The organism is Streptomyces sp. NPDC059477, from assembly GCF_042749375.1.
In the GTDB taxonomy this organism is placed as follows: Bacteria; Actinomycetota; Actinomycetes; order Streptomycetales; family Streptomycetaceae; genus Streptomyces.
Window position 1 is genome coordinate 26,194 of the sequence record NZ_JBHYUG010000016.1, and the last position, 21,333, is coordinate 47,526.

Annotated in this window: 18 protein-coding genes and 1 pseudogene; 13 read left to right on the forward strand and 6 right to left on the reverse strand. The window is 73.3% G+C overall.

Annotated features, from left to right (window positions below; all coding sequences use genetic code 11):
* Nucleotides 1-6 precede the first annotated feature (6 nt).
* Genes ACFXAZ_RS11210 through ACFXAZ_RS11220 form a run of 3 tightly spaced genes read left to right on the forward strand, consistent with a single transcriptional unit; the run spans nucleotide 7 to nucleotide 2,937 of the window.
* Nucleotides 7-816 carry a DUF5819 family protein gene (locus tag ACFXAZ_RS11210; protein ID WP_384588028.1) on the forward strand — a complete coding sequence of 270 codons (810 nt, stop codon included), beginning with the start codon at nucleotides 7-9 and terminating at the stop codon, nucleotides 814-816.
* Nucleotides 813-2,177 carry an HTTM domain-containing protein gene (locus ACFXAZ_RS11215; protein WP_384587796.1) on the forward strand — a complete coding sequence of 455 codons (1,365 nt, stop codon included), beginning with the start codon at nucleotides 813-815 and terminating at the stop codon, nucleotides 2,175-2,177. Before ACFXAZ_RS11210 ends, ACFXAZ_RS11215 begins: the two co-directional genes overlap by 4 nt.
* A gap of 10 nt (nucleotides 2,178-2,187) precedes the next feature.
* Entirely contained in the window at nucleotides 2,188-2,937 is a 750-nt protein-coding gene (locus tag ACFXAZ_RS11220) for a TrmH family RNA methyltransferase (RefSeq protein ID WP_384587799.1), read from the forward strand.
* Nucleotides 2,938-3,103: 166 nt separating this feature from the next.
* Here the strand turns inward: ACFXAZ_RS11220 and paaN are convergent, their stop codons facing one another.
* Nucleotides 3,104-4,798 carry a phenylacetic acid degradation protein PaaN gene (gene paaN, locus ACFXAZ_RS11225; RefSeq protein ID WP_384587802.1) on the reverse strand — a complete coding sequence of 565 codons (1,695 nt, stop codon included), beginning with the start codon at nucleotides 4,796-4,798 and terminating at the stop codon, nucleotides 3,104-3,106.
* Between the two features lie 160 nt (nucleotides 4,799-4,958).
* On the opposite strand from paaN, the gene ACFXAZ_RS11230 reads away from it, so the two are divergent.
* Together ACFXAZ_RS11230 and ACFXAZ_RS11235 are read left to right on the forward strand one after the other, a co-directional pair.
* Nucleotides 4,959-6,488, forward strand: coding sequence for a 3-hydroxyacyl-CoA dehydrogenase (locus ACFXAZ_RS11230; protein ID WP_384587805.1), 1,530 nt, complete (start codon nucleotides 4,959-4,961; stop codon nucleotides 6,486-6,488).
* Nucleotides 6,485-7,075: a TetR/AcrR family transcriptional regulator gene (locus ACFXAZ_RS11235; RefSeq protein WP_384587808.1), complete on the forward strand. Its 591-nt coding sequence runs from the start codon at nucleotides 6,485-6,487 to the stop codon at nucleotides 7,073-7,075. The genes ACFXAZ_RS11230 and ACFXAZ_RS11235 overlap by 4 nt, the downstream gene beginning before the upstream one ends.
* A gap of 77 nt (nucleotides 7,076-7,152) precedes the next feature.
* Here ACFXAZ_RS11235 and ACFXAZ_RS11240 read toward each other — a convergent pair whose 3' ends face one another.
* Entirely contained in the window at nucleotides 7,153-7,782 is a 630-nt protein-coding gene (locus ACFXAZ_RS11240) for a hypothetical protein (protein ID WP_384587811.1), read from the reverse strand.
* A 215-nt stretch (nucleotides 7,783-7,997) separates the two neighbouring features.
* On the opposite strand from ACFXAZ_RS11240, the gene ACFXAZ_RS11245 reads away from it, so the two are divergent.
* Together ACFXAZ_RS11245 and ACFXAZ_RS11250 are read left to right on the forward strand one after the other, a co-directional pair.
* Entirely contained in the window at nucleotides 7,998-9,137 is a 1,140-nt protein-coding gene (locus ACFXAZ_RS11245) for a sensor histidine kinase (protein WP_384587814.1), read from the forward strand.
* Complete coding sequence (locus tag ACFXAZ_RS11250; protein WP_384587817.1) at nucleotides 9,134-9,802, forward strand: response regulator; 669 nt, start codon at nucleotides 9,134-9,136, stop codon at nucleotides 9,800-9,802. Before ACFXAZ_RS11245 ends, ACFXAZ_RS11250 begins: the two co-directional genes overlap by 4 nt.
* 60 nt (nucleotides 9,803-9,862) lie before the next feature.
* Here ACFXAZ_RS11250 and ACFXAZ_RS11255 read toward each other — a convergent pair whose 3' ends face one another.
* The gene (locus tag ACFXAZ_RS11255) at nucleotides 9,863-10,396 is read right to left on the reverse strand and encodes an Lrp/AsnC family transcriptional regulator (RefSeq protein ID WP_384587820.1); all 534 of its coding nucleotides are present in this window, start codon (nucleotides 10,394-10,396) and stop codon (nucleotides 9,863-9,865) included.
* 175 nt (nucleotides 10,397-10,571) lie between these two features.
* On the opposite strand from ACFXAZ_RS11255, the gene pdhA reads away from it, so the two are divergent.
* From pdhA to ACFXAZ_RS11280, 5 genes are all read left to right on the forward strand, one after another.
* Entirely contained in the window at nucleotides 10,572-11,732 is a 1,161-nt protein-coding gene (pdhA, locus tag ACFXAZ_RS11260) for a pyruvate dehydrogenase (acetyl-transferring) E1 component subunit alpha (protein WP_384587823.1), read from the forward strand.
* Nucleotides 11,732-12,739: an alpha-ketoacid dehydrogenase subunit beta gene (locus ACFXAZ_RS11265; RefSeq protein ID WP_384587826.1), complete on the forward strand. Its 1,008-nt coding sequence runs from the start codon at nucleotides 11,732-11,734 to the stop codon at nucleotides 12,737-12,739. Before pdhA ends, ACFXAZ_RS11265 begins: the two co-directional genes overlap by 1 nt.
* Nucleotides 12,739-14,253 (forward strand): dihydrolipoamide acetyltransferase family protein, encoded by a 1,515-nt coding sequence (locus ACFXAZ_RS11270; RefSeq protein ID WP_384587829.1) that lies wholly within the window; start codon nucleotides 12,739-12,741, stop codon nucleotides 14,251-14,253. Before ACFXAZ_RS11265 ends, ACFXAZ_RS11270 begins: the two co-directional genes overlap by 1 nt.
* A 490-nt stretch (nucleotides 14,254-14,743) precedes the next feature.
* Nucleotides 14,744-15,796 (forward strand): NTP transferase domain-containing protein, encoded by a 1,053-nt coding sequence (locus tag ACFXAZ_RS11275; protein ID WP_384587832.1) that lies wholly within the window; start codon nucleotides 14,744-14,746, stop codon nucleotides 15,794-15,796.
* Entirely contained in the window at nucleotides 15,793-17,202 is a 1,410-nt protein-coding gene (locus ACFXAZ_RS11280) for a molybdopterin molybdotransferase MoeA (RefSeq protein WP_384587835.1), read from the forward strand. The genes ACFXAZ_RS11275 and ACFXAZ_RS11280 overlap by 4 nt, the downstream gene beginning before the upstream one ends.
* A 52-nt stretch (nucleotides 17,203-17,254) precedes the next feature.
* Here ACFXAZ_RS11280 and ACFXAZ_RS11285 read toward each other — a convergent pair whose 3' ends face one another.
* Complete coding sequence (locus ACFXAZ_RS11285; RefSeq protein WP_384587838.1) at nucleotides 17,255-18,367, reverse strand: potassium channel family protein; 1,113 nt, start codon at nucleotides 18,365-18,367, stop codon at nucleotides 17,255-17,257.
* A gap of 150 nt (nucleotides 18,368-18,517) precedes the next feature.
* Here ACFXAZ_RS11285 and ACFXAZ_RS11290 point away from each other — a divergent pair.
* A pseudogene (locus ACFXAZ_RS11290) lies at nucleotides 18,518-19,213 on the forward strand (potassium channel family protein); the annotation flags it as partial.
* A gap of 30 nt (nucleotides 19,214-19,243) precedes the next feature.
* On the opposite strand, the gene ACFXAZ_RS11295 reads toward ACFXAZ_RS11290, so the two are convergent.
* Nucleotides 19,244-20,092 (reverse strand): ABC transporter permease, encoded by an 849-nt coding sequence (locus ACFXAZ_RS11295; RefSeq protein WP_384587841.1) that lies wholly within the window; start codon nucleotides 20,090-20,092, stop codon nucleotides 19,244-19,246.
* Complete coding sequence (locus ACFXAZ_RS11300; RefSeq protein ID WP_384587844.1) at nucleotides 20,089-21,114, reverse strand: ATP-binding cassette domain-containing protein; 1,026 nt, start codon at nucleotides 21,112-21,114, stop codon at nucleotides 20,089-20,091. Before ACFXAZ_RS11300 ends, ACFXAZ_RS11295 begins: the two co-directional genes overlap by 4 nt.
* Between the last annotated feature and the right edge of the window lie 219 nt (nucleotides 21,115-21,333).

Below are 21,333 nucleotides of genomic sequence, written 5' to 3' on the forward strand. Positions count from 1 at the left end.
CCGACTGTGGGTGACGGGGCGTCGGGCGCGGGCGACGCGGCGTGGGGCGTGGACCGAGACCGGCCCGACCCCGCCGGGGAGGCCACCCCCGTACCCCCCGAAGCCCCTCCACCCCCACCACCCTCTCCCCCCTCTCCCCCCTCCCCCCCCTCCCCCCGTACCGGCATATCCGCCCTCACCCTCCCCTATCAGGTGGGTGTCGCCCTGGTGGTGGCGGTCGTGGCCGTGGCCGTGTGTGTGCACATCGGGATGGTGTTTCTGCATGTGGCGCCCTCGAACACGGTGACCAAGCAGCACGGTGAGGCGATAGACGACTGGATCTATCCGGAGTTCGAGCAGAACTGGAAGCTGTTCGCCCCGAACCCGCTCCAGCAGAACGTCTCCGTCCAGGTCCGTGCCCAGATCCGGACGCCCGACGGCGGCGAGCGGACCACCGACTGGTACGACCTGTCCGCCGCCGACGGCCGGGCGATCGACGGCAATCCGCTGCCGAGCCACACCGACCAGAACGCGCTGCGCCGCGCCTGGGACTTCTACGTCGCCACGCACGACGGCGACAACCTCTCCACCGGCCAGCGTGGCGCGCTGGCGGAGACATATGTGCGCCGCCTGGTGGTGCTGCGCCTTGAGCGGACGGGCGCGGCGGGGGAGCAGGGGGTGGTGGAGCGGGTGCAGGTGCGCTCCGGCACCACCCCTGTCCGTCCACCGCAGTGGAGTGAGGAGCGGATCTCGCTGGAGCCGGTGTACCGGACGCTGCCGTGGTGGCGGGTACCGGCCGCCGAGGCCGGGACCGGGGCCCGGGGGGATGCCGGATGAACCGCTTCTCCCTCGCCGTCTCGCGCGGTATCGCGCGGGTCACCGAGAGCCCGCTCGGCCCGTACCAGAGCGCCGTGATCCGGATCGGCTTCGCCGCGACCTGGCTGCTGTTCCTGCTGCGCGAGTTCCCGCACCGGCAGGAGCTGTACGGCCCCGACGGTCCCTGGAGCTGGGCTCTGGCGGAGGAACTGGTCGGGCTGAACGGGGCGTTCACGGCGCTGCTGTGGTCCGACGGCCAGGTCTGGTTCGAGATCGTGTACGCGGGGGCCGCGCTGGCGAGCCTGCTGCTGTTGCTGGGCTGGCGCACCCGCACGATGACCGTGCTGTTCATGGTGGGGGTGCTGTCGCTCCAGAACCGCAGTGTGTTCGTGGGCGACGGCGGTGACAACGTCCTGCATCTCATGTGCCTCTACCTGGTGTTCACGCGCTGCGGCCAGGTCTGGTCGCTGGACGCGCGCCGGGCGCGGCGGACGGACGCGGCACGCGCGCGGGGCGAGCGGGTGACCGACCGGACCGGGCCGGTGCTGTGGGGTGTGTTCGCGCTGATGCTGCTCGCGGTCACCGTGTCGGGGCGGCTGGACAGCGAGTGGACCGTGCCGGTGCTGATGTGGGGCACGCTGCTGGGGACGGCCCTGTGGTGGGCGGCGGGCCGGCTGCCGGACCACCGCGCGCGGCCGAGGGTGCTGCTCGACGTCGTCGCCAACGTCCTGCACAACGGCGCCCTGCTGGTGATCATGGCCGAGGCGTGTCTGATCTACGCCACGGCCGGCTGGTACAAGATCCAGGGCTCGCGCTGGCAGGACGGCACGGCCGTCTACTACCCGCTGCACCTGGACTATTTCTCGCCCTGGCCCGCCCTTGGCGATCTGCTCACCGCGAGCGGCACGTTCGTGATGCTGGTGACGTACGGGACGGTCTTCGTGCAGATCGCCTTCCCGTTCGCCCTGCTCAACAGGCGGGTGAAGAACGTCCTGCTCGCCGCCATGATCACCGAGCACGCGGTGATCGCGGTGGTGCTGGGGCTGCCCTTCTTCTCGCTGGCGATGATCGCGGCGGACCTGGTGTTCCTGCCGACGGGGTTCCTGCGTGGGGTGGGGCGGGGGGCGGCACGCGCGCGTGCGGCTGTTTTCCGGCGGGAAGCGGTTCTCCGCCGGGGGGCTGCTCTCCGTGGGGGCGGTCCGAAGGACGGTCCGAATGGCGGTCCGAAGGACGGGGCGGTGGGCGTGGTGCCGGACCTCGCGTCGGGTGGGGTGCCGGACCCCGCCTCGGGTGGGGTGCCGGACCCCGCCTCGGGCGAGGCGCCCGCTGAAACCTCCGGATCCCCGATTCCTCCGCCACGGACCCCGACGGCACCCACGTAGGCTTCCCGGCATGAACGACCCGCTGAGCGCCTGGCACCGGGCGGCGGACACGTCGGTGCTGCTGGACGGTTTCCACGCCCTCAAGCACGCCCTGCGCTTCGGCGCCGAGGTACCGGTGGCGGTGACCACCGACCGCGCGGCGACGCTGGCCCTGGCGGCGGACCTCGCCCCCGATCTGGGCGAGGCGCTGGCCGCGCTGCTGACGGAGATCCCGGAGACGTCGTACCGCACGCTGGTCGCGCGCCCTCATCCCACGGGGGTGGCCGCCCTGGCGGTACGACCGTCGCGGGCGGGCAATCTGGAGACGCTCGCCCGGCTTCCGCGCCGGGCCCCGATCGTGGTCCTGGACCAGCCGCGCAACCTGGGCAACGCGGGCGCGGTGATCCGCCTGGCGGCCGGTTTCGCGGCGACGGGCGTCATCACCACCGGGACGCTCGACCCCTGGCACCCGACGGTGGTCCGGGCCGGTGCGGGCCTGCACTTCGCGACGCCGGTGGAGCACCTGGAGGCGTCGGAACTGCCGCCGGGCCCGTTGTTCGCCCTGGACCCGGAGGGCGAGGACCTCCGGGGCGTGAAGCTCCCGGACGACGCCCTCCTGGCCTTCGGCTCCGAACGCACCGGCCTGTCCCAGACGCTCCGCGCCCGCGCCGACCACCTCCTAGCCCTCCCGATGCGCCCCCAGGTCTCCAGCTACAACCTGGCAACGAGCGTCGCGATGACCCTGTACCACTGGAGCCTGGGCGGGGCCGGGGGCGCGTAGCGCCCGCCCTCCAGGGGCGCGGGGAACTGTGCGGCCAGCCGCACCCGGCCGCACCCGAACGCCTCCTTGAGGTGCGCGGGGAACTGCGCGACAAGCCCCCACCGGCCGGCCGCCGCACAACAACCCCCGCTCCCCACCCCCTCACGCGCCCGCCGACACCCCACCGTCACGCATCCCGCCGCACCTCCACCACCCTGAACCGCGTGGCGACAAACGCCCCGTCGGTCAGCGCGGCGTTGGCCGCCGGGTTGCCCCCCGACCCATGGAAGTCGGAGAACGCGGCGGTCTGGTTCACATACACCCCACCCGTCAGATTCAGCGACAGCTGCGCCGACTCCTCCAGGCAGACCTCCTCCACCGCCCGCTCGACCTCCGCGTCGGTCGTGTACGCGCCCACGGTCATCGCCCCCTTCTCCCGCACGGTCCGCCGCAGCAGCGCCACCGCGTCGGCGGCGGAGTCGACGGCGACGGCGAAGGACACCGGCCCGAAGCACTCGCTCAGGTAGGCCGCCTCGGCGTCCGGCTTGGCCCCGTCCAGCTTCACGATCACCGGCGTACGCACCACCGCGTCCGGGAAGTCCGGGTTGACCACCTCGCGCGTGGCGAGCGCGACCTCCCCCAGCTCGGCGGCGGCCTCCACGCGGGCCTTGACGTCCGGGTTGACGATCGCGCCCAGCAGCGCGTTCGCGCGCGCGTCGTCGCCGAGCAGCCCGGAGACGGCCGCCGCGAGGTCGGCGACCACCTCGTCGTACGTCTTGGGGCCCTGGTCGGTGGGGATGCCGTCGCGCGGGATGAGCAGGTTCTGCGGGGTGGTGCACATCTGGCCGCTGTACAGGGACAGCGAGAACGCCAGGTTGGAGAGCATGCCCCGGTAGTTGCCGGTGGACTCGACGAGGACCGTGTTGACACCGGCCTTCTCGGTGAAGACCTGCGCCTGGCGCGCGTGGGTCTCCAGCCAGTCGCCGAAGCCGGTGGAGCCGGTGTAGTCGATGATCCGGATCTCGGGGCGGAGGGCCAGCGTCTTGGCGATGCCCTCGCCGGGCCGCTCGGCGGCGAGCGCGACGAGGTTGGGGTCGAACCCGGCCTCGGCGAGCACCGCGCGGGCGACGGCCACGGTCAGCGCGAGCGGCAGCACCGCGCGCGGGTGCGGCTTGACCAGCACGGCGTTGCCGGTGGCGAGGGAGGCGAACAGGCCCGGGTAGCCGTTCCACGTGGGGAAGGTGTTGCAGCCGATGACCAGGGCGATGCCGCGCGGGGCGGCCGTGAACGTCTTGGTGAGCGTGAGCGGGTCGCGCTTGCCCTGCGGCTTGCTCCAGTCGGCGGCGGCGGGCGTGCGCACCTGCTCGGCGTACGCGTACGCCACCGCCTCCAGGCCGCGGTCCTGGGCGTGCGGGCCGCCCGCCTGGAACGCCATCATGAAGGCCTGCCCGGACGTGTGCATGACCGCGTGGGCGAATTCGTGGGTGCGGTCGCTGATCCGCTTGAGGATCTCGATCGAGACCACCGCGCGGACCTCCGGCCCCGCGTCCCGCCAGGCGCGCTGCCCGGCCTTCATCGCGGGCAGCAGCACATCGAGGTCGGCGTGCGGATAGCTCACGCCCAGCCCGATGCCGTACGGGGAGATCTCGTCGCCCGTCCAGCCGTCCGTGCCGGGCTGGCCGAGGTCGAGGCGGGTGCCGAGCAGGGCGTCGAAGGCGGCCCTGCCCGCGGCGGCGTCCAGGCTGCCGTTCTCGCCGTACGCCTTGGGGTGTTCGGGGTGGGGGGACCAGTACGCGCGGGTGCCGATCGCCTCCAGCGCCCGGTCGAGCGTGGCGCGGTGGCGGGTGATCAGCTCGTTCGCCGAGAGGGCGGCGGCGGCCATGGGGGACCAACTCCTCGTCTCAAGAACTCTCCGGCGAGTTCATGACCTGGGCACAAGCAGGGACAGAAACAGCACGACAGAGTTAGAGTAACCGAACGATCGGTCGGTACAAGGGGGTCCGCCGTATCTGTGGACAACCGCGTACGGAAGGATCGCGCACATGACAGCACTCGACCTCAGCAGCCCCGTAGCCGTCGTGGGCGCCGGCACCATGGGCCAGGGCATCGCCCAGGTCGCGCTGGTCGCGGGCCATTCCGTACGGCTGTACGACGCCGTACCGGGGCGCGCTCGGGACGCGGCCGACGCGATCATCGCCCGGCTCGACCGGCTCGTCGAGAAGGACCGGCTCACCGGCGCGGAACGGGATGCCGCCCGGGCGCGTCTCCTGCCCGTCGACGGGCCCGCCGAGGGGCTCGCCGTCCTGGCGGACTGCGCGCTGGTCGTGGAGGCCGTCCTGGAGCGGCTGGAGGTGAAACAGGAGCTGCTGCGGGAGCTGGAGGACATCGTCGCCGAGGACGCGTTGCTCGCGACGAACACCTCGTCCCTGTCGGTCACCGCCATCGGCGGCGGGCTGCGCGCCCCCGGCCGCCTGGTCGGCCTGCACTTCTTCAACCCGGCGCCGGTGCTGCCGCTGGTCGAGGTGGTCTCCGGGTTCGCCACCGACGTGTCGTCGGCCACGCGCGCGTACGAGACGGCACGCGCGTGGGGCAAGACTCCGGTGGCCTGCGCCGACACGCCGGGCTTCATCGTCAACCGCATCGCCCGGCCCTTCTACGCCGAGGCGTTCGCCGTCCACGAGGCCCAGGGCGCCGACCCGGCCACCATCGACGCGGTGCTGCGCGAGTGCGGCGGTTTCCGCATGGGCGCGTTCGAGCTGACCGACCTCATCGGGCAGGACGTCAACGAGTCGGTCACGCACTCCGTATGGCAGGCCTTCTTCCAGGACGCGCGCTTCACGCCCTCGCTCGCCCAGCGCCGCCTGGTGGAGTCCGGCCGCCTCGGCCGCAAGACCGGACAGGGCTGGTACGACTACCAGGACGGTGCCGGGCCCGCCGAGCCGCACACCGCCGAACCGGCCGACGCGCCGCCCTATGTCGTCGCCGAGGGCGATCTGGGCCCCGCGTCCGAGCTGCTCGCGATGATCCGCGAGGCGGGTATCCAGGTCCGTGACGACGACGAGGACCACGGCACCCGGCTGGTGCTGCCCAGCGGCGGCCAGCTCGCGCTCGCCGACGGGCAGACCTCGGTCGAGTTCCGGGACGTGGTCTATTTCGACCTCGCCCTCGACTACCGGCGGGCCACCCGGATCGCCCTGTCCGCCTCCCAGGACACCGCCCCGCAGACCCTCGCCGAGGCCATCGGCCTCTTCCAGGCGCTCGGCAAGAAGGTCAGCGTCCTCGGGGACGTCCCCGGGATGATCGTCGCCCGCACGGTCGCGCGGATCGTGGACCTCGCCCATGACGCGGTCGCCAAGGGCGTGGCCACCGAGGAGGACATCGACACCGCGATGCGCCTGGGCGTCAGCTACCCTCTCGGCCCGTTCGAATGGAGCCGCCGCCTCGGCCGCAACTGGGCCTACGCCCTCCTGGACGATCTGCACCTGCGCGATCCGTCCGGACGCTACGCGCCGTCGCTCGCGCTCTACCGCCACGCGTACGCCACCGACAAGCGGGAGGGCAGCACCTCATGACCACGGCCAAGCGCGACACCTACACCCCCGAGACGCTGCTCTCGGTCGCCGTCCAGGTCTTCATCGAGCGCGGCTACGACGGCACGTCCATGGAGCATCTCTCCCGCGCGGCGGGCATCTCCAAGTCGTCCATCTACCACCACGTGGCCGGCAAGGAGGAACTGCTGCGCCGCGCCGTGAGCCGTGCTCTCGACGGCCTCTTCGCCATCCTGGAGGAGCCCCCCGCGCGCGAGGGCCGCGCCGCCGACCGCCTCGAACACGTGGTCCGCCGCATGGTCGAGATCCTCATCACCGAACTCCCCTACGTCACCCTGCTGCTGCGCGTCCGGGGCAACACCGACACCGAGCGCTGGGCCCTGGAGCGCCGCCGCGACTTCGACCACCGGGTCGCCGAACTCCTCAAGGCCGCCGCCGCCGAGGGCGACGTACGCGGCGACATAGAGGTCCGTCTCGCCACCCGCCTGGTCTTCGGCATGGTCAACTCCATCGTCGAGTGGTACCGCCCGGCCTCGCGCGGCGCCGACGCGCACGAGGTGGCGGAGGCGGTGTCGCGGCTGGTGTTCGAGGGGTTGCGCCGGCAGCCCTGAGGAGCGGGCCGCCGGGCGCGGTACACCGCGCGCGAGCGCGGCGGCGGGCCCCGGTCCCCTGATCGCCCCGCATCCCCTCACCGCCCCGCAGCCGCACCCGCCGCCCCCGTCACCCCCCGCGAGGCACCGGCCCCCTCCCCGTCCCGTGCCAACGCAGCCGCCAGCCACACCAGGATGCCCCCCACCGCCACATGCAGCGCGCTGGACAGCAACGAGTCCGGCAGCGCCGTCACGAAGGCGAACACCGGCAGTACCACCGCGTACCCCCACGACGGCACCCGCGGAAACACCCGCGCCCGTACCAGCGTCGTGCCGAACAGGGCGCAGCCCACCGCGAAGACGGCCGCCGAGCCGATCAGCACAGGAACCGTGGGGCCGGTCAGGGTCGCCTCGATCACCGGTTCCTCGAAGTGGAACAGCACGAGGTTGGAGGCGAACGCGGCGCCGCCGAACAACCCGAGGCCGATCAGGTTGAGGGCGTGCGCTCTCTCCCCGAAGCGCCCGGTGGCCGCGGCCTGCCGCCCGTGGAGCGCGGGCAGCAGCGGCAGCGCCAGCGCGGGGGCGAGCGCGAGGAGCAGACTGGTCGCGGCGGTCTCCCCGGTGAACGCCTCGATCAGGCCGGGCAGGGCGATCAGCAGGCCGGACAGGGCCCCGCACAGGGCGCCGGTAAGACTGGTACGACCGGTACGAATGGAGGGTGAGGGCATTTCGCGCACCTCCGGGTGCTGGGACGGCGGGTCGACGCCCGAAACGTAGGCGGCGGATCGCCGTCGCCAGCAGATGCACAACGGCGACTTCACCGGCCGGAAGTCACCCCGCACGGCCCCCGGTCCGGCCGTTCGGCATGTGCCGTACGGCAGGGTCGGCACCGTCGTGCCCACGGGCTAGCCTGGCCGCGACGGGGGTCGGGGGGTGGTCGCGGATGGCGGCGGATCGCACACCGGTGCGCTGGGTGGCACCACTGCTGTACGGGGCGGTACTGGCCGGCGGGCTCTACTCCACGGTCGCCGGGCTCGGCGACGAGGGACGCCCGCCGCTCTGGGCCACGGCGGGCTTCGTCGTGGGCCTCGCCGCGCTGTTCGCCCTGGAGGCGGTGGAGCGGGCGCGCCCCACGCCCCGCCTGCCGCTGCTGCTGACGCGCCTCGCCCTGATCGGCGCGGTGGTGGTGCTCGACGCCTCGGGCCTGGCCCAGGTGCTGTTCGTGCTCCTCCCCTTCACCGCCTACTTCTCGTACGGCCGTACGATCGCCCTGGCCCTGGCCGGACTGTCCCTGGCCGGGCTGGTCGCCGGGTACACGCTGACCGCGCCCGCCTGGTACCGCGACCCGGAGCGGGTGTCGGACGTGCTGATGCTCTTCGTCGGCCTGGTCCTGGCCCTCGCGATGGCGGCGGTGGCGGTGGGCGAACAGCGGGCGCGGCGGGCCCTGGAGGGGTACGCGGCCCGGGTCGCCGAGCTGTCCGCCACCGGGGAGCGCAACCGGGTCGCCCGGGACCTCCACGACAGTCTCGGCCACCATCTCACCGCGATGTCGGTGCAGTTGGAGATGGCCGCCGAGTTCCGCGCCCTGGACCCCGACGCGGCCGAGCGGGCGCTGGACGAGGCCCGCCGCTCGGTCACCCTCGCGCTGACCGACGTACGCCGGTCCGTGCGGACCCTGCGCGGCGAGGGACCGGCGCTCGCCGACGAACTCGCCGCGCTGGCCCGGGGCGGCGAGGGGGCCGGGCCCCGCGTCACCGTCGAGGTCACCGGCACCGAGGACGGCTACGGCACCGCCGAACGGACCGCCCTCTACCGGGCCGCCCAGGAGGCCGTCACCAACGCCCGCCGGCACGCCCGCGCCTCCCGGGTCACGGTGACGCTCCGGCTGACCGGGGACGAGGCGCGGCTCGTCGTCACCGACGACGGCTGCGGGTTCGCCCCGCGGGACACGGACCGCGGCTTCGGGCTGCCGGGCATGCGGGAGCGGGTGCACCTGGTCGCGGGGCGCCTGGACGTCGACAGCGGCCCCGGCGCCGGTACGCGGCTGACGGTGACCGTACCGAGGGGAGGCATGGCGACATGACGGACAGGGCGGAGGAGACCGTGTCCGAGGAGCCCGGCGTGCGCGTCCTGGTCGTGGACGACCAGCGGCTGATCCGCGAGGGCATCGCCTCGCTGCTCCGCGCCCGCCCCGGCGTCACGGTCGTCGGCACGGCGGTGGACGGCCGGGACGCGGTGGCCCGGGCGCTCGAACTGCGCCCGGACGTCGTCCTGATGGATGTCCGCATGCCCGAACTGGACGGCGTGGAGGCCGCCGCCGTCCTCCACGCGCGGGCCCCGGAGTGCCGGGTGGTGATGCTGACGACGTTCGACGACGAGGAGTACGTCGTCCAGGCCCTGCGCGCGGGCGCGAGCGGGTACCTGCTCAAGGACCTGCCCGCCGACCGGCTCGCCCAGGCGGTCCGGCTCGCGCACGCGGGTGTCACCCAGCTCGACTCGTCGGTCGTCGGGCACCTCACCGCGGCCCTCCCGGCCGCCCCGCAGCCCCCGCCCGCCGTCTCCCTCAGCCCGAGGGAGACGGACATCCTGCGGCTGCTGGCGCGCGGCCACACCAACCGGGAGATCGCGACCCGCCTCCACCTCAGCGAGGGCACGGTCAAGAACCACGTCTCCCGCATCCTCGGCCGCCTGTCCCTGCGCGACCGCACCCAGGCGGCACTGCGGGCCCGGGATCTGGGGTTGCTCTAGGGACCGTCGTCGCGTTCCCCTGCGCCGGGCCGCGTCACGCGCCGTGGCGCCGCCGCTCCCTCATCCCGGCGGCTCCAGGTTCTCCTCCTCGAACACCAGCAGGGTGCGGGTGCTGAGGATGTCCGGCAGGGCGTGCAGGCGGGTGAAGACCAGTTCCCGCAGGGCCCGGTTGTCGGCGACATGGACCAGCAGCAGGACGTCGAAGTCCCCGCCGACCAGGGACATGTGCGCGGCGCCGGGCAGCTCCCGCAACTGCTCGCGCACGGTCCGCCAGGAGTTCTGGACGATCTTCAGGGTGATGTACGCGGACGTGCCCTGCCCGGCCCGCTCATGGTCGACCCGCGCGCCGAAACCCCGGATGACCCCGTCCTCGACGAGCCGGTTGATGCGGGCGTAGGCATTCGCGCGCGAGACATGCACCCGCTCGGCGACCGACCGTATCGAGGCCCGGCCGTCCGCCTGGAGCATCCGCAGGATGTCCTGATCGATGGCGTCCAGTGGCCGCGGCGGCGGAATCTCCCCGTCCGGCGCGGGCGCGGCGACCACGGGAAGGTCGCCGGACTCCGGCCCGTCGGCCATTTGTTCAGATGCCATGTCCCCCCGCCTCCATCCCATGGACGTACTGCATCCATCTCAGGTTGTGGAGAACCGTTTGTCCACAGACTGGGGCCGTCTGTAGCCAAAATGTGCCGACTACCGAACAATCGGTAGGTGAGACGGGTCAGGCCGACGCGTCTTCCCGAGCCGCGCCCACCGAGGAGGTGCCGCAATGACGGTCATGGAGCAGCGGGGCACGTACCAGCCCGCACCGCCGCCGGCCTGGCAGCCCCGTACGGATCCCGCCCCCCTGCTGCCCGACCCCGAGCCCTACCGCGTCCTCGGCACCGGGAAGGCCGCCCAGGCCGACCCCGAGCTGCTGCGCCGGCTCTACGCGGAAGCGGTCCGCGGCCGTCGCTACAACGCGCAGGCGACCGCCCTCACCAAACAGGGCCGCCTCGCCGTCTACCCCTCCAGCACCGGCCAGGAGGCGTGCGAGATCGCCGCCGCGCTGGTCCTCCAGGAGCGCGACTGGCTCTTCCCCAGCTACCGCGACACGCTCGCCGTCATCGCCCGTGGCGTCGACCCCGTGCAGGCCCTCACCCTGCTGCGCGGCGACTGGCACACCGGCTACGACCCGCACACCCACCGCGTCGCCCCGCTGAGCACCCCGCTCGCCACCCAGCTGCCGCACGCGGTCGGCCTCGCGCACGCCGCCCGCCTCAAGGGCGACGACGTGGTCGCGCTCGCCATGGTCGGCGACGGCGGCACCAGCGAGGGCGACTTCCACGAGGCGCTGAACTTCGCCGCCGTCTTGCGGGCCCCGGTCGTCTTCCTGGTCCAGAACAACGGCTTCGCCATCTCCGTCCCGCTCGCCAAGCAGACCGCCGCGCCCTCCCTCGCCCACAAGGCGGTGGGGTACGGCATGCCGGGCCGCCTGGTCGACGGCAACGACGCCGCCGCCGTCCACGAGGTCCTCGCCGACGCCGTACGCCGCGCGCGCGAGGGCGGCGGTCCCACGCTCGTCGAGGCGATCACGTACCGCGTGGAGGCGCACACCAACGCCGACGACGCCACCCGCTACCGCACCGACGCCGAGATCGACGCCTGGCGCGATCACGACCCGATCCTGCTGCTGGAGCGGGAGCTGACCGCGCGCGGGCTGCTGGACGAGGCGGGCAGGGCCGCCGCGCGGGACGCCGCCGAGGCGCTCGCCGCCGATCTGCGCGCCCGCATGAACGCGGACGCGGTGCTCGACCCCATGGATCTGTTCGCCCATGTGTATGCCGAGCCCACCCCGCAACTGCGCGAGCAGCAGGCCCTGCTGACGGCCGAACTCGCCGAATCGGCCGCGGAGCAGAACAGCCCCGGCCGGCCGGAAGGAGCCCGGTGATGACCACCGTCGCCGCCGTCAAACCGGCCACCATGGCGCAGGCGCTCAACCGCGCGCTGCGCGACGCGCTGGCCGCCGACCCGACGGTGCACGTCCTGGGCGAGGACGTCGGCGCGCTCGGCGGCGTCTTCCGGATCACCGACGGCCTCACCAAGGAGTTCGGCGAGGACCGGGTGACGGACACCCCGCTCGCCGAGGCCGGCATTCTCGGCACGGCCGTCGGCATGGCGATGTACGGGCTGCGGCCGGTCGTGGAGATGCAGTTCGACGCGTTCGCCTATCCGTCGTTCGAGCAGCTGCTCAGCCATGTCGCCAAGATGCGCAACCGCACCCGGGGCGCCCAGCCGCTGCCGATCACCATCCGGGTCCCCTACGGCGGCGGCATCGGCGGCGTCGAACACCACAGCGATTCCTCCGAGGCCTACTACATCGCCACCCCCGGCCTCCATGTCGTCACCCCCGCGACCGTCGCCGACGCCTACGGCCTGCTGCGCGCCGCCATCGCCTCCGACGACCCGGTGGTCTTCCTGGAGCCCAAGCGGCTCTACTGGTCGAAGGACACCTGGAACCCGCAGGAGCCGTCGAGCGTTGAGCCGGTAGGCCGCGCGGTGGTGCGGCGCTCCGGTCGGAGCGCCACGCTCATCACGTACGGCCCGTCGCTCCCGGTCTGCCTCGAAGCCGCCGAGGCGGCCCGTGAAGAGGGGTGGGATCTCGAAGTGGTCGATCTGCGCTCCCTGGTGCCGTTCGACGACGACACGGTCTGCGCCTCGGTGCGGCGGACCGGGCGAGCGGTCGTGGTGCACGAGTCGGGCGGGTTCGGCGGACCGGGCGGCGAGATCGCGGCCCGGGTCACCGAGCGCTGCTTCCACCATCTGGAGGCACCGGTGCTGCGTGTGGCCGGGTTCGACATCCCCTATCCGCCCCCGATGCTGGAGCGGCACCATCTGCCCGGCGTCGACCGGATCCTGGACGCGGTGGCACGTCTGCAATGGGAGGCCGAGAGCTGATGGCACAGGTGCTGGAGTTCAAGCTCCCCGACCTCGGCGAGGGGCTCACCGAGGCGGAGATCGTGCGCTGGCTGGTGGAGGTCGGCGATGTCGTCGCCATCGACCAGCCGGTGGTCGAGGTCGAGACGGCCAAGGCGATGGTCGAGGTGCCCTGTCCCTACGGCGGGGTGGTCACGGCCCGCTTCGGCGAGGAGGGCGCCGAACTGCCGGTGGGGGCGCCCCTGCTGACGGTCGCCGTGGGCGCGGAGGACTCCGGGGCCGCCGCCCCGGGTACGGTGAGCGGCCCGGCGGAGGGCTCCGCGCGGGCCGATGCCGTTCCGGGTGCGGCGAGTGCGTCGTCGGTCGCGGCGGTGCCTGCGCGGGCTGACGGCACCCCGGGTACGGCGAGCGGACCGGTGGCCCCCGCGCGGGGCGACGCCGGCCCGCCCGCCGATACCCGCAACGGCTCCCGCGCGCCCGCCGCCGAGGGCTCCGGCAACGTCCTGGTGGGGTACGGCACGGGGGAGGCCCCCGCACGCCGCCGCCGGATCCGCCCGGAGGCCCGTACGACGACCGCCGTCCCCCGCCCGGCGATCACCCCGGACCGGGCACCCGCAGAGGACACCGGGCCGGGCGAGGGACCCGTCCCCGTGATCTCCCCGCTGGTCCGGCGGCTCGCGCGCGAGCACGGCCTGGATCTGCGCGAGCTGACCGGCTCCGGTCCGGACGGGCTGATCCTGCGCGCGGACGTGGAGTACGCGGCCCGCGCGGCGCAGTCCCAGTCCCGGGGCCGCACGGCCGCGTCCGGTACGGCGGTGACCCCGTCCACCCCCGCCCCCGTCGCCGACGGCAGCCGTGTCCCGCTCAAGGGCGTCCGCGGTGCCGTCGCCGACAAGCTCTCCCGCAGCCGGCGCGAGATCCCCGACGCCACCTGCTGGGTGGACGCCGACGCGACCGAGCTGATGCGGGCCCGCGCGGTGATGAACGCCGCCACGGGGCCGAAGATCTCCGTGCTCGCGCTGCTGGCCCGGATCTGTGTCGCCGCCCTGGCCCGGTTCCCCGAGCTGAACTCCACGGTCGACATGGCGGCCAGGGAGATCGTGCGGCTCGACCGGGTGCACCTCGGTTTCGCCGCGCAGACCGACCGGGGGCTCGTCGTCCCGGTCGTCCGGGACGCGCACACGCGGGACGCGGAGGGACTGAGCGCCGAGTTCACGCGACTGACCGAGGCGGCCCGCGCCGGGACGCTGACCCCGGCCGACCTGACCGGCGGCACCTTCACGCTGAACAACTACGGCGTGTTCGGGGTCGACGGTTCCACGCCGATCATCAACCACCCCGAGGCCGCGATGCTCGGCGTCGGCCGGATCGTCCCCAAGCCCTGGGTGCACGAGGGCGAACTGGCCGTCCGCCAGGTCGTCCAGCTCTCCCTCACCTTCGACCACCGCGTCTGCGACGGCGGCACAGCGGGCGGCTTCCTCCGCTTCGTCGCGGACTGCGTGGAACAACCGGCGGTGTTGCTGCGCAGGTTGTGAGGCGGGGAGGGCGGGGTGGTGTCGTCCGTCGGTGCTGGGCGGGCCGCGCGGCCAGGGGATCCGGGTGTGCCGTGCGGTCCGTGCCGGTGGGTGTTCCGTGTGCGCTGGGCGGTCTGCGGGGGTCGTGCGGTAGTGCCCGCCGCGCGGCGGTGTCATCCGCGTCGGCCAGGTGATGCGTACGAGCCCTGTGACCGGCGCGAGCCTTGTGACCGACATGAACCCGTGCCCGACGCGCGCCGTGTGACTCGTGCGGGCCATCTGCCCCTCACGACCTCTGTGTCCCTGTGCCCCGGGCGGCACCCCCGTACCCCCTGCGCACTTTCCGTACCCCTGCACACTTTGCAGCCCCGCGCCCCCACGCGGTACCTACGTTCCTGCACCCCCCTGCGTCCCCTCCATCCCCCGCGATGCACAGGTGAACGGTCGCGTCCGGCAGGGAAGGCCCCGCCACGCCGTTCCCTGTGATCACGGTCGCCCGCATACTCGGAGTGTGACCTCACCGGAGCGCTCCGAGACCGTGCACAAGCCCCCCGTGGCCTACGACGCCGTCGTGCTCGCCGGTGGCGCCGCGCGCCGGCTCGGGGGCGTGGACAAACCGGGGATACGGGTCGGCGGCCGGGCCCTGCTGGACCGGGTGCTCGGGGCCTGCGCCGACGCCCGGACCACGGTGGTCGTCGCCGATCCCCGCCCCACCGCCCGCCCGGTGGCCTGGGCCCGCGAGGACCCGCCCGGCGGCGGCCCGCTCGCCGCGCTCGACGCGGGCGTCCGGCACACGGACGCCGACCGGCTCGTGGTCCTCTCCGCCGATCTGCCGTTCCTCCAGGAGCCGACCGTCCGGCGGCTGCTGGACGCCCTGGCGCAGGCCCCGGCGGACGGGGCGCTGCTGACCGACCCCGACGGCCGGGATCAGCCGCTGGTCGCCGCCTACCGCGCGGAGCCACTGCGCCGCACCCTCGCCGGTCTCGCCGCCGAGCACGGCGGGAGCCTCACCGGCCTCCCGTTGCGCCGGCTCACCGCCACGCTCGACCTCATCCGGATCGCCGACCCGGTCGCGTCGTTCGACTGCGACACCTGGGACGACATCGCCGCCGCCAGGGCACGCATCAGGGAGCATGGGCACGTGCTGGAAGAATGGATCTCCGTAGTCAAGGACGAACTCGGTATCGACCTGGACGTCGACTTCCGCGGTCTGCTCGACGTGGCGCGCGACGCCGCCCACGGGGTGGCCCGGCCGGCGGCCCCACTGACCACCTTCCTCGTCGGTTACGCCGCCGCGCAGGCCGGCGGTGGCCCGGAGGCGGTCGCCGAGGCGTCCCGCAAGGCCACCGCCCTCGCCCTGCGCTGGGCCGAGGAGAACGCCGACGACAAACCCGACCAGAAGCCCGACCAGAAAGCCGACGGCAAGCCCGGCCGCAAGCCCGACGAGCGGCCGGACCAGGAAGCCGCCCCCAAAGCCGACCAGCAGACAGGGCGCCGGACAGGCAAGCAGCCTGACGCCGACCGAGCGAACCAGGCCAACCCCGCCCCCGGCGCCGCCGGATGACCGCCCCCGCCGCCCGGGACGGCCACGGCGCCCCGGCCGCACAGGCCGCCCCGGACGCCGACTTCGACGTCGAGGAGGTGCTCGCCCTCGTGAAGCACGCAGGCGACCCCCGCCGGGACCCCTCCGCCGTACCCGCTCCCCCCGGCACCCCCGAACCGGCGCCCGCCCCTCAGGCCCACGCCCACGCCCGTCACCAGGCCACCCCCTGGCCACAGGCCCGTGAGACCGCCGCCCGCGCGGCCCGCACCGGCGCCCGGTCCGGCGCCCGCCGCACCCCCGTCGCCGTCCCCCTGGACACCGCCCTCGGCCTGGTCCTCGCCACCCCCCTCGACGCCCTCACCGACCTCCCGTCCTTCGACACCTCCGCGATGGACGGCTGGGCGGTCGCCGGACCGGGCCCCTGGACGGTCCGGGTGGAAGGCGTGCTGGCCGGACACGCGGCGAGCGAACCCCTCGACGACGGGGAGGCCGTACGGATCGCGACCGGCGGCCGGGTCCCGCCCGACACCACCGCCGTGATCCGCAGCGAGCACGGCCGTCTCGACGGCAAGGACCGGCTGCACCCGACCCGAGAGGTCGGCCACGGCCAGGACATCCGCCCGCGCGGCCAGGAGTGCCGCACCGGGGACCAGTTGCTGCCGCCCGGCACGCTCGTCACCCCCGCGGTCCTCGGCCTCGCCGCGGCGGCTGGCTACGACACCCTCACCGCCGTCCCCCGCCCCCGCGCCGAGGTGCTGATCCTCGGCGACGAACTGCTCACCGAGGGCCTGCCGCACGACGGACTGATCCGCGACGCGCTGGGCCCCCTGCTGCCGCCCTGGCTGCGCGCGCTCGGCGCGGAGGTCACCGCCGTGCGGCGGCTCGGCGACGACGCCGACGCCCTGCACAAGGCCGTCACCACCTCCGACGCCGACCTGATCGTCACGACCGGCGGCACCGCCTCGGGCCCGGTCGACTTCGTCCACCCCACCCTGGACCGGATCGGCGCCGAACTCCTCGTGGACGGCGTCAAGGTCCGCCCCGGCCACCCCATGCTGCTGGCCCGTATCCGCCCCGACCAGCACCTCGTGGGCCTCCCCGGCAACCCGCTCGCCGCTGTCTCCGGGCTGCTCACCCTCGCCGAGCCACTGCTGCGCACCCTCGCGGCCCGCCCGGCGCCCGAGCCGTACACGCTGCCGCTCCAGGACGCCGTCCAGGGGCATCCGTACGACACCCGGCTTGTGCCGGTGGTGCTGCGCGGGGACGAGGCCGTGCCGCTGCGCTATCACGGTCCGGCGATGCTGCGCGGCATCGCGGCGGCCGACGCGCTGGCCGTCGTACCGCCGGGTGGAGCGGCGGCTGGGCAGGAGATGGAACTGCTGGACCTGCCCTGGGCGAGCGCCGGCATCGCCGCGTGTTTCACGTGAAACATCCCCGCCGCCCGGACCGAGCGGCGGTCAACCGCTCGCCCACCGTCGCCTACTCGACCGTCTGCACCGGCCTGCTCACCGTGATCACCCGGTCCCCCGGCCGCAGTTGCGACAGCCGCGGGTCGGTGTAGTCGAGGACCTGTTTGTCGCGTACGGCGGCCACCACCAGGTCGGCGCAGGCGCGCGGGGAGCGGCCGATCTCGTCCTGGCGCACGGGCCGGTCGATGAGGTCCAGGCCGCTGCCGAGGGTCATCAGATCCTCCAGCAGCCGCGCCACGGACGGGCTGATCATGGCGACCCCGAGCAGCCGTCCGGCGGAACTGGAGCTGGTGACCACGGTGTCGGCGCCGCTCTGCTGGAGCAGCGGGACGTTCTCGTCCTCGCGTACGGCGACGACGATGGTGGCGCGCTTGTTGAGCTGGCGGGCGGTGAGGGTGATCAGGGTGGCGGTCTCGTCCCGCTGCGGGGCGACGATCACCTGGGCCGCCGTCTGCACCTCGGCCTTGCGCAGGGTGTCGGTGCGGGTGGCGTCGCCGGTGACCGAGACCAGGCCGTCGTCGGCGGCGGACCCGGCGGCCTTGGGGTGGGCGTCCACGACCACGATCCGGTCCCGCTCGATGCCCTGGCCGGTCAGGGTCTGCACGGCGTGCCGGCCCTTGGTGCCGTAGCCGATGACGACGATGTGGTCCCGGGTGCGGGAGCGCCAGCGGTGGATGCGGACCTGCTGGCGGGTGCGCTCGGTGAGCACCTCCAGGGTGGTGCCGACCAGGATGATCAGGAACATCACCCGAAGTGGGGTGATCACGAAGATATTGGTGAGCCGGGCCGCGTCGCTGACCGGGGTGATGTCGCCGTAGCCGGTGGTGGAGAGGGTGACGGTGGCGTAGTAGGCCGCGTCGAGCAGATCGACCTTGCCGTCGGAGTTGTCGGTGTAGCCGTCGGCGTCGGCGTAGACGATCAGGACCGTCACCACGAGCACCAGCAAGGCCATGGCCAGCCGGCGCAGCACCTGGAGGAGCGGCGGGCTGGCGGTCACCGTGGGCATCGAGATGGACCGGCCGGCCTCCGCGTCGTCGCGGGCCTCGACGCGCGAGCGGTACCACAGGGACCGCAGGATGGGCAGCCGCGTGGTGCGGTGGGGCGGTCGCTCGTCCGCGGTCATCGCGTGCCCCCTGCTGCGGTGATCGTGGCAGTGATCGTTACGGTCGGCCCCATGGTGTCGGACGCTACCCCACGGCCATGACGGTGGCGCGCGACGGAGGGGGCACGGGGCGTAGGTTCGGGACCACGGCTCGGACATCGCAGGCTTCGGAGGGTTCTCGTGCGGGATCACGTGGTGGTCGTCGGTTTCGGCACCAAGGGGCGGTCCGCGATCCGGGCGGTGTGCGCGGCCGGGGTGAGCAAGGACCAGGTGGTGGTCATCGACCCCAGCTCGAAGGCGATCGCGGCGGCACAGGCCGAGGGGTACGAGGGAGTGGTCGGGGACGCGACCCGCAGCGCGGTGCTGCGCAAGGCCGAGGTGCAGCGGGCCGGGAAGATCATGGTGGCGCCGCAGCAGGACGACACGGCCGTACTGGTCACCCTCACCGCCCGGCAGCTCAACCCGAACGCGAAGATCGTCGCGTCGGTGCGGGAGGAGGAGAACGCGCCGCTGCTGCGGCACTCCGGCGCGGACGAGGTGATCACCAGCGCGGGCGCGGCGGGCCGGCTGCTGGGCCTGTCCGTGCTCAGCCCGGCCGCCGGGCTGGTCATGGAGGACCTGATGCGGCAGGGCAGCGGGCTGGACATCGTGGAACGCCCGGTCACCCGCGCGGAGACCGGCAAGAAGCCGCGCGAGATCGAGGATCTGGTGGTGAACGTCGTACGCGGGCACCGGGTGCTGGCGTACGACGACGAGGCGGTCGGCACGCTGGAGCTGACGGACCGGGTGATCACGATCGTGCGGGTCGAGCCGACCACGGACGAGGCCCCCGGGTGGATGACCCGGGGGCCGGAACGACGGCCGTAGAACCGTGGGGACCGCGAGGACCGCGGTCGGCTACTTGCGGTTGTAGAGCCGCATGGTGATCGGGCCGAAGACCAGGATCAGCGCGGCGGCCCAGCCCAGCGACCAGGCGACGTCGGCGGCGGGCCAGTCGCCCGCCATCAGATCGCGCACGGCCGAGGCCACATGGGTCACCGGGCTGTTGTTGACGAACGCCTGGAGCCAGCCCGGCATGGTGCTCGGGTTGACGAAGACGTTGGACAGGAAGGTCAGCGGGAAGATCACCATCATGCTGACGCCCATGACCGACTTCTCGCTGCGCAGCATCAGACCGAACATGGTCCAGATCCAGGAGAACGCGAACGCGAAGACGATCAGCAGCGCTATGCCCGCCAGCACGCCGACGACCCCGCCGTCCGGGCGGTAGCCGAGGATGATGCCGACGGTGAGCATCACGATCGAGGCGATCGCGTAGCGCAGGGCGTCGCCCAGCAGATAGCCGACCATGACCGACGGCCGCCAGATCGGCAGGGTGCGGAACCGGTCGAAGACGCCCTTCTCGATATCGGTGTTGACCGAGACGCCCGTGTACATCGTGATCATCACGACCGACATCACCAGGATGCCGGGCAGCAGGAACTGGATGTACTCCTTCGGCGAACCGGCCAGCGCCCCGCCGAACAGGTACGTGTACATCAGCACCATCATGATCGGGAAGGCGGTGACGTCGAAGAGCTGCTCGGGGACGTGCTTGATCTTCAGGATCGCGCGCCAGCCGAAGGTCAGTGACGCGGACCAGGCGCTGGGACGGGGTGGCCGTTCCTTGGCGACCAGCAGATCGGCCAGCGACTCGGCGCTGACGGGGGCGAGATCCTTGGTGTCCGTGGTCGTCGCGGTGCTCATGCGGCCACTCCGCCTTCCGTCTTCGAAATCTTGCCGTCGTCGGTGTGGGCCTGGGTGTCGTGCCCGGTCAGGGCGAGGAAGACCTCGTCCAGGCTGGGCTGGCCGAGGGAGAAGTTGTCGACCGTGATGCCGCTGCGGGCCAGTTCGGCGAGTGCGCGGGCGGCCTGCTCGGCGCCGCCGTGGCCCCCGGCCGCGCCGCCGACGCGGGCGGTCAGCGCCACCGGGTCGGGTTCGAGCTTCACCTCGGCGTCCAGCGCGATCCGCAGCACCTGCTGGGCCTCGGCCCGCTGGGCGGCGTCCCGCAGCCGTAGATGCACCGAGCCGGCCCCGACGGACGCCTTCAGCTCGCCCTTGGTGCCCTCGGCGATCACCTTGCCCCGGTCGATCACCGCGATCCGGGACGCCAGCTGATCGGCCTCGTCCAGATACTGCGTGGTCAGCAGCACGGTGGTGCCGTGGGCGACGACCGCGCGGACGATGTCCCACACCTGGTTGCGGCTGCGCGGATCGAGCCCGGTGGTCGGCTCGTCGAGAAAGAGCAGATCCGGCGTGTTGAGGATGGAGGCGGCGATGTCGATCCGCCGCCGCATCCCGCCGGAGTAGTTCTTGACCTGCTTCCCGGCGGCCTCGCTCAGCCCGAACGCCTCCAGGAGCTGTGCGGCGCGCGCCTGCGCGGCCTTCTTGCCGTGCCCGAGGAGACGGCCCAGCAGCACCAGGTTCTCGCTGCCGGTCAGGTCCTCGTCCACGGACGCGTACTGCCCGGTGAGGCTGACCCGCGCACGGACCGCGTCGGCCTCCCGTACGACGTCGTGGCCGAAGACGCGGGCGCTGCCCCCGTCGGGCCTGAGCAGCGTCGCGAGCATTTTCACGGTGGTGGTCTTACCGGCGCCGTTCGGGCCGAGAACGCCATAGACCGTGCCGGTGGGCACCGCGAGGTCGACACCGTCGACGGCCTTGGTCTCGCCGAACGTCTTCACCAGACCGGCGGTCTCGATCGCGAGCCCGGAGGTCGACTGACTCATGGTGGGATGTCCTTCCGGAGGTCCTTCCCCGTTCATGGGTTACGCATGGGAAGACCTTTACCGTGACTCAAACTCATCGGTTCCGCACAGCCTTTTCTCCGGGACCGGACCAAAGGTGTAGCGGGGGAGGACGGTCCTAGGTCCGGGGGACCAGGGAGGGCGAAGCCCGTGGCCCCCGCCCCTGGCCGGAGCCCACCCGCAGACCCCCACCCGCAGACC

Excerpts from the sequence above, each read along its gene's own strand:
- ACFXAZ_RS11295 (WP_384587841.1), bottom strand. The coding sequence starts at position 20,092 with ATGAGCACCGCGACGACCACGGACACCAAGGATCTCGCCCCCGTCAGC.
- ACFXAZ_RS11230 (WP_384587805.1), top strand. The coding sequence starts at position 4,959 with ATGACAGCACTCGACCTCAGCAGCCCCGTAGCCGTCGTGGGCGCCGGC.
- ACFXAZ_RS11250 (WP_384587817.1), top strand. The coding sequence starts at position 9,134 with ATGACGGACAGGGCGGAGGAGACCGTGTCCGAGGAGCCCGGCGTGCGC.
- ACFXAZ_RS11220 (WP_384587799.1), top strand. The coding sequence starts at position 2,188 with ATGAACGACCCGCTGAGCGCCTGGCACCGGGCGGCGGACACGTCGGTG.
- ACFXAZ_RS11245 (WP_384587814.1), top strand. The coding sequence starts at position 7,998 with ATGGCGGCGGATCGCACACCGGTGCGCTGGGTGGCACCACTGCTGTAC.
- ACFXAZ_RS11255 (WP_384587820.1), bottom strand. The coding sequence starts at position 10,396 with ATGGCATCTGAACAAATGGCCGACGGGCCGGAGTCCGGCGACCTTCCC.
- ACFXAZ_RS11300 (WP_384587844.1), bottom strand. The coding sequence starts at position 21,114 with ATGAGTCAGTCGACCTCCGGGCTCGCGATCGAGACCGCCGGTCTGGTG.
- ACFXAZ_RS11265 (WP_384587826.1), top strand. The coding sequence starts at position 11,732 with ATGACCACCGTCGCCGCCGTCAAACCGGCCACCATGGCGCAGGCGCTC.
- pdhA (WP_384587823.1), top strand. The coding sequence starts at position 10,572 with ATGACGGTCATGGAGCAGCGGGGCACGTACCAGCCCGCACCGCCGCCG.
- ACFXAZ_RS11240 (WP_384587811.1), bottom strand. The coding sequence starts at position 7,782 with ATGCCCTCACCCTCCATTCGTACCGGTCGTACCAGTCTTACCGGCGCC.
- ACFXAZ_RS11235 (WP_384587808.1), top strand. The coding sequence starts at position 6,485 with ATGACCACGGCCAAGCGCGACACCTACACCCCCGAGACGCTGCTCTCG.
- ACFXAZ_RS11285 (WP_384587838.1), bottom strand. The coding sequence starts at position 18,367 with ATGACCGCGGACGAGCGACCGCCCCACCGCACCACGCGGCTGCCCATC.
- ACFXAZ_RS11215 (WP_384587796.1), top strand. The coding sequence starts at position 813 with ATGAACCGCTTCTCCCTCGCCGTCTCGCGCGGTATCGCGCGGGTCACC.
- ACFXAZ_RS11270 (WP_384587829.1), top strand. The coding sequence starts at position 12,739 with ATGGCACAGGTGCTGGAGTTCAAGCTCCCCGACCTCGGCGAGGGGCTC.
- ACFXAZ_RS11280 (WP_384587835.1), top strand. The coding sequence starts at position 15,793 with ATGACCGCCCCCGCCGCCCGGGACGGCCACGGCGCCCCGGCCGCACAG.
- paaN (WP_384587802.1), bottom strand. The coding sequence starts at position 4,798 with ATGGCCGCCGCCGCCCTCTCGGCGAACGAGCTGATCACCCGCCACCGC.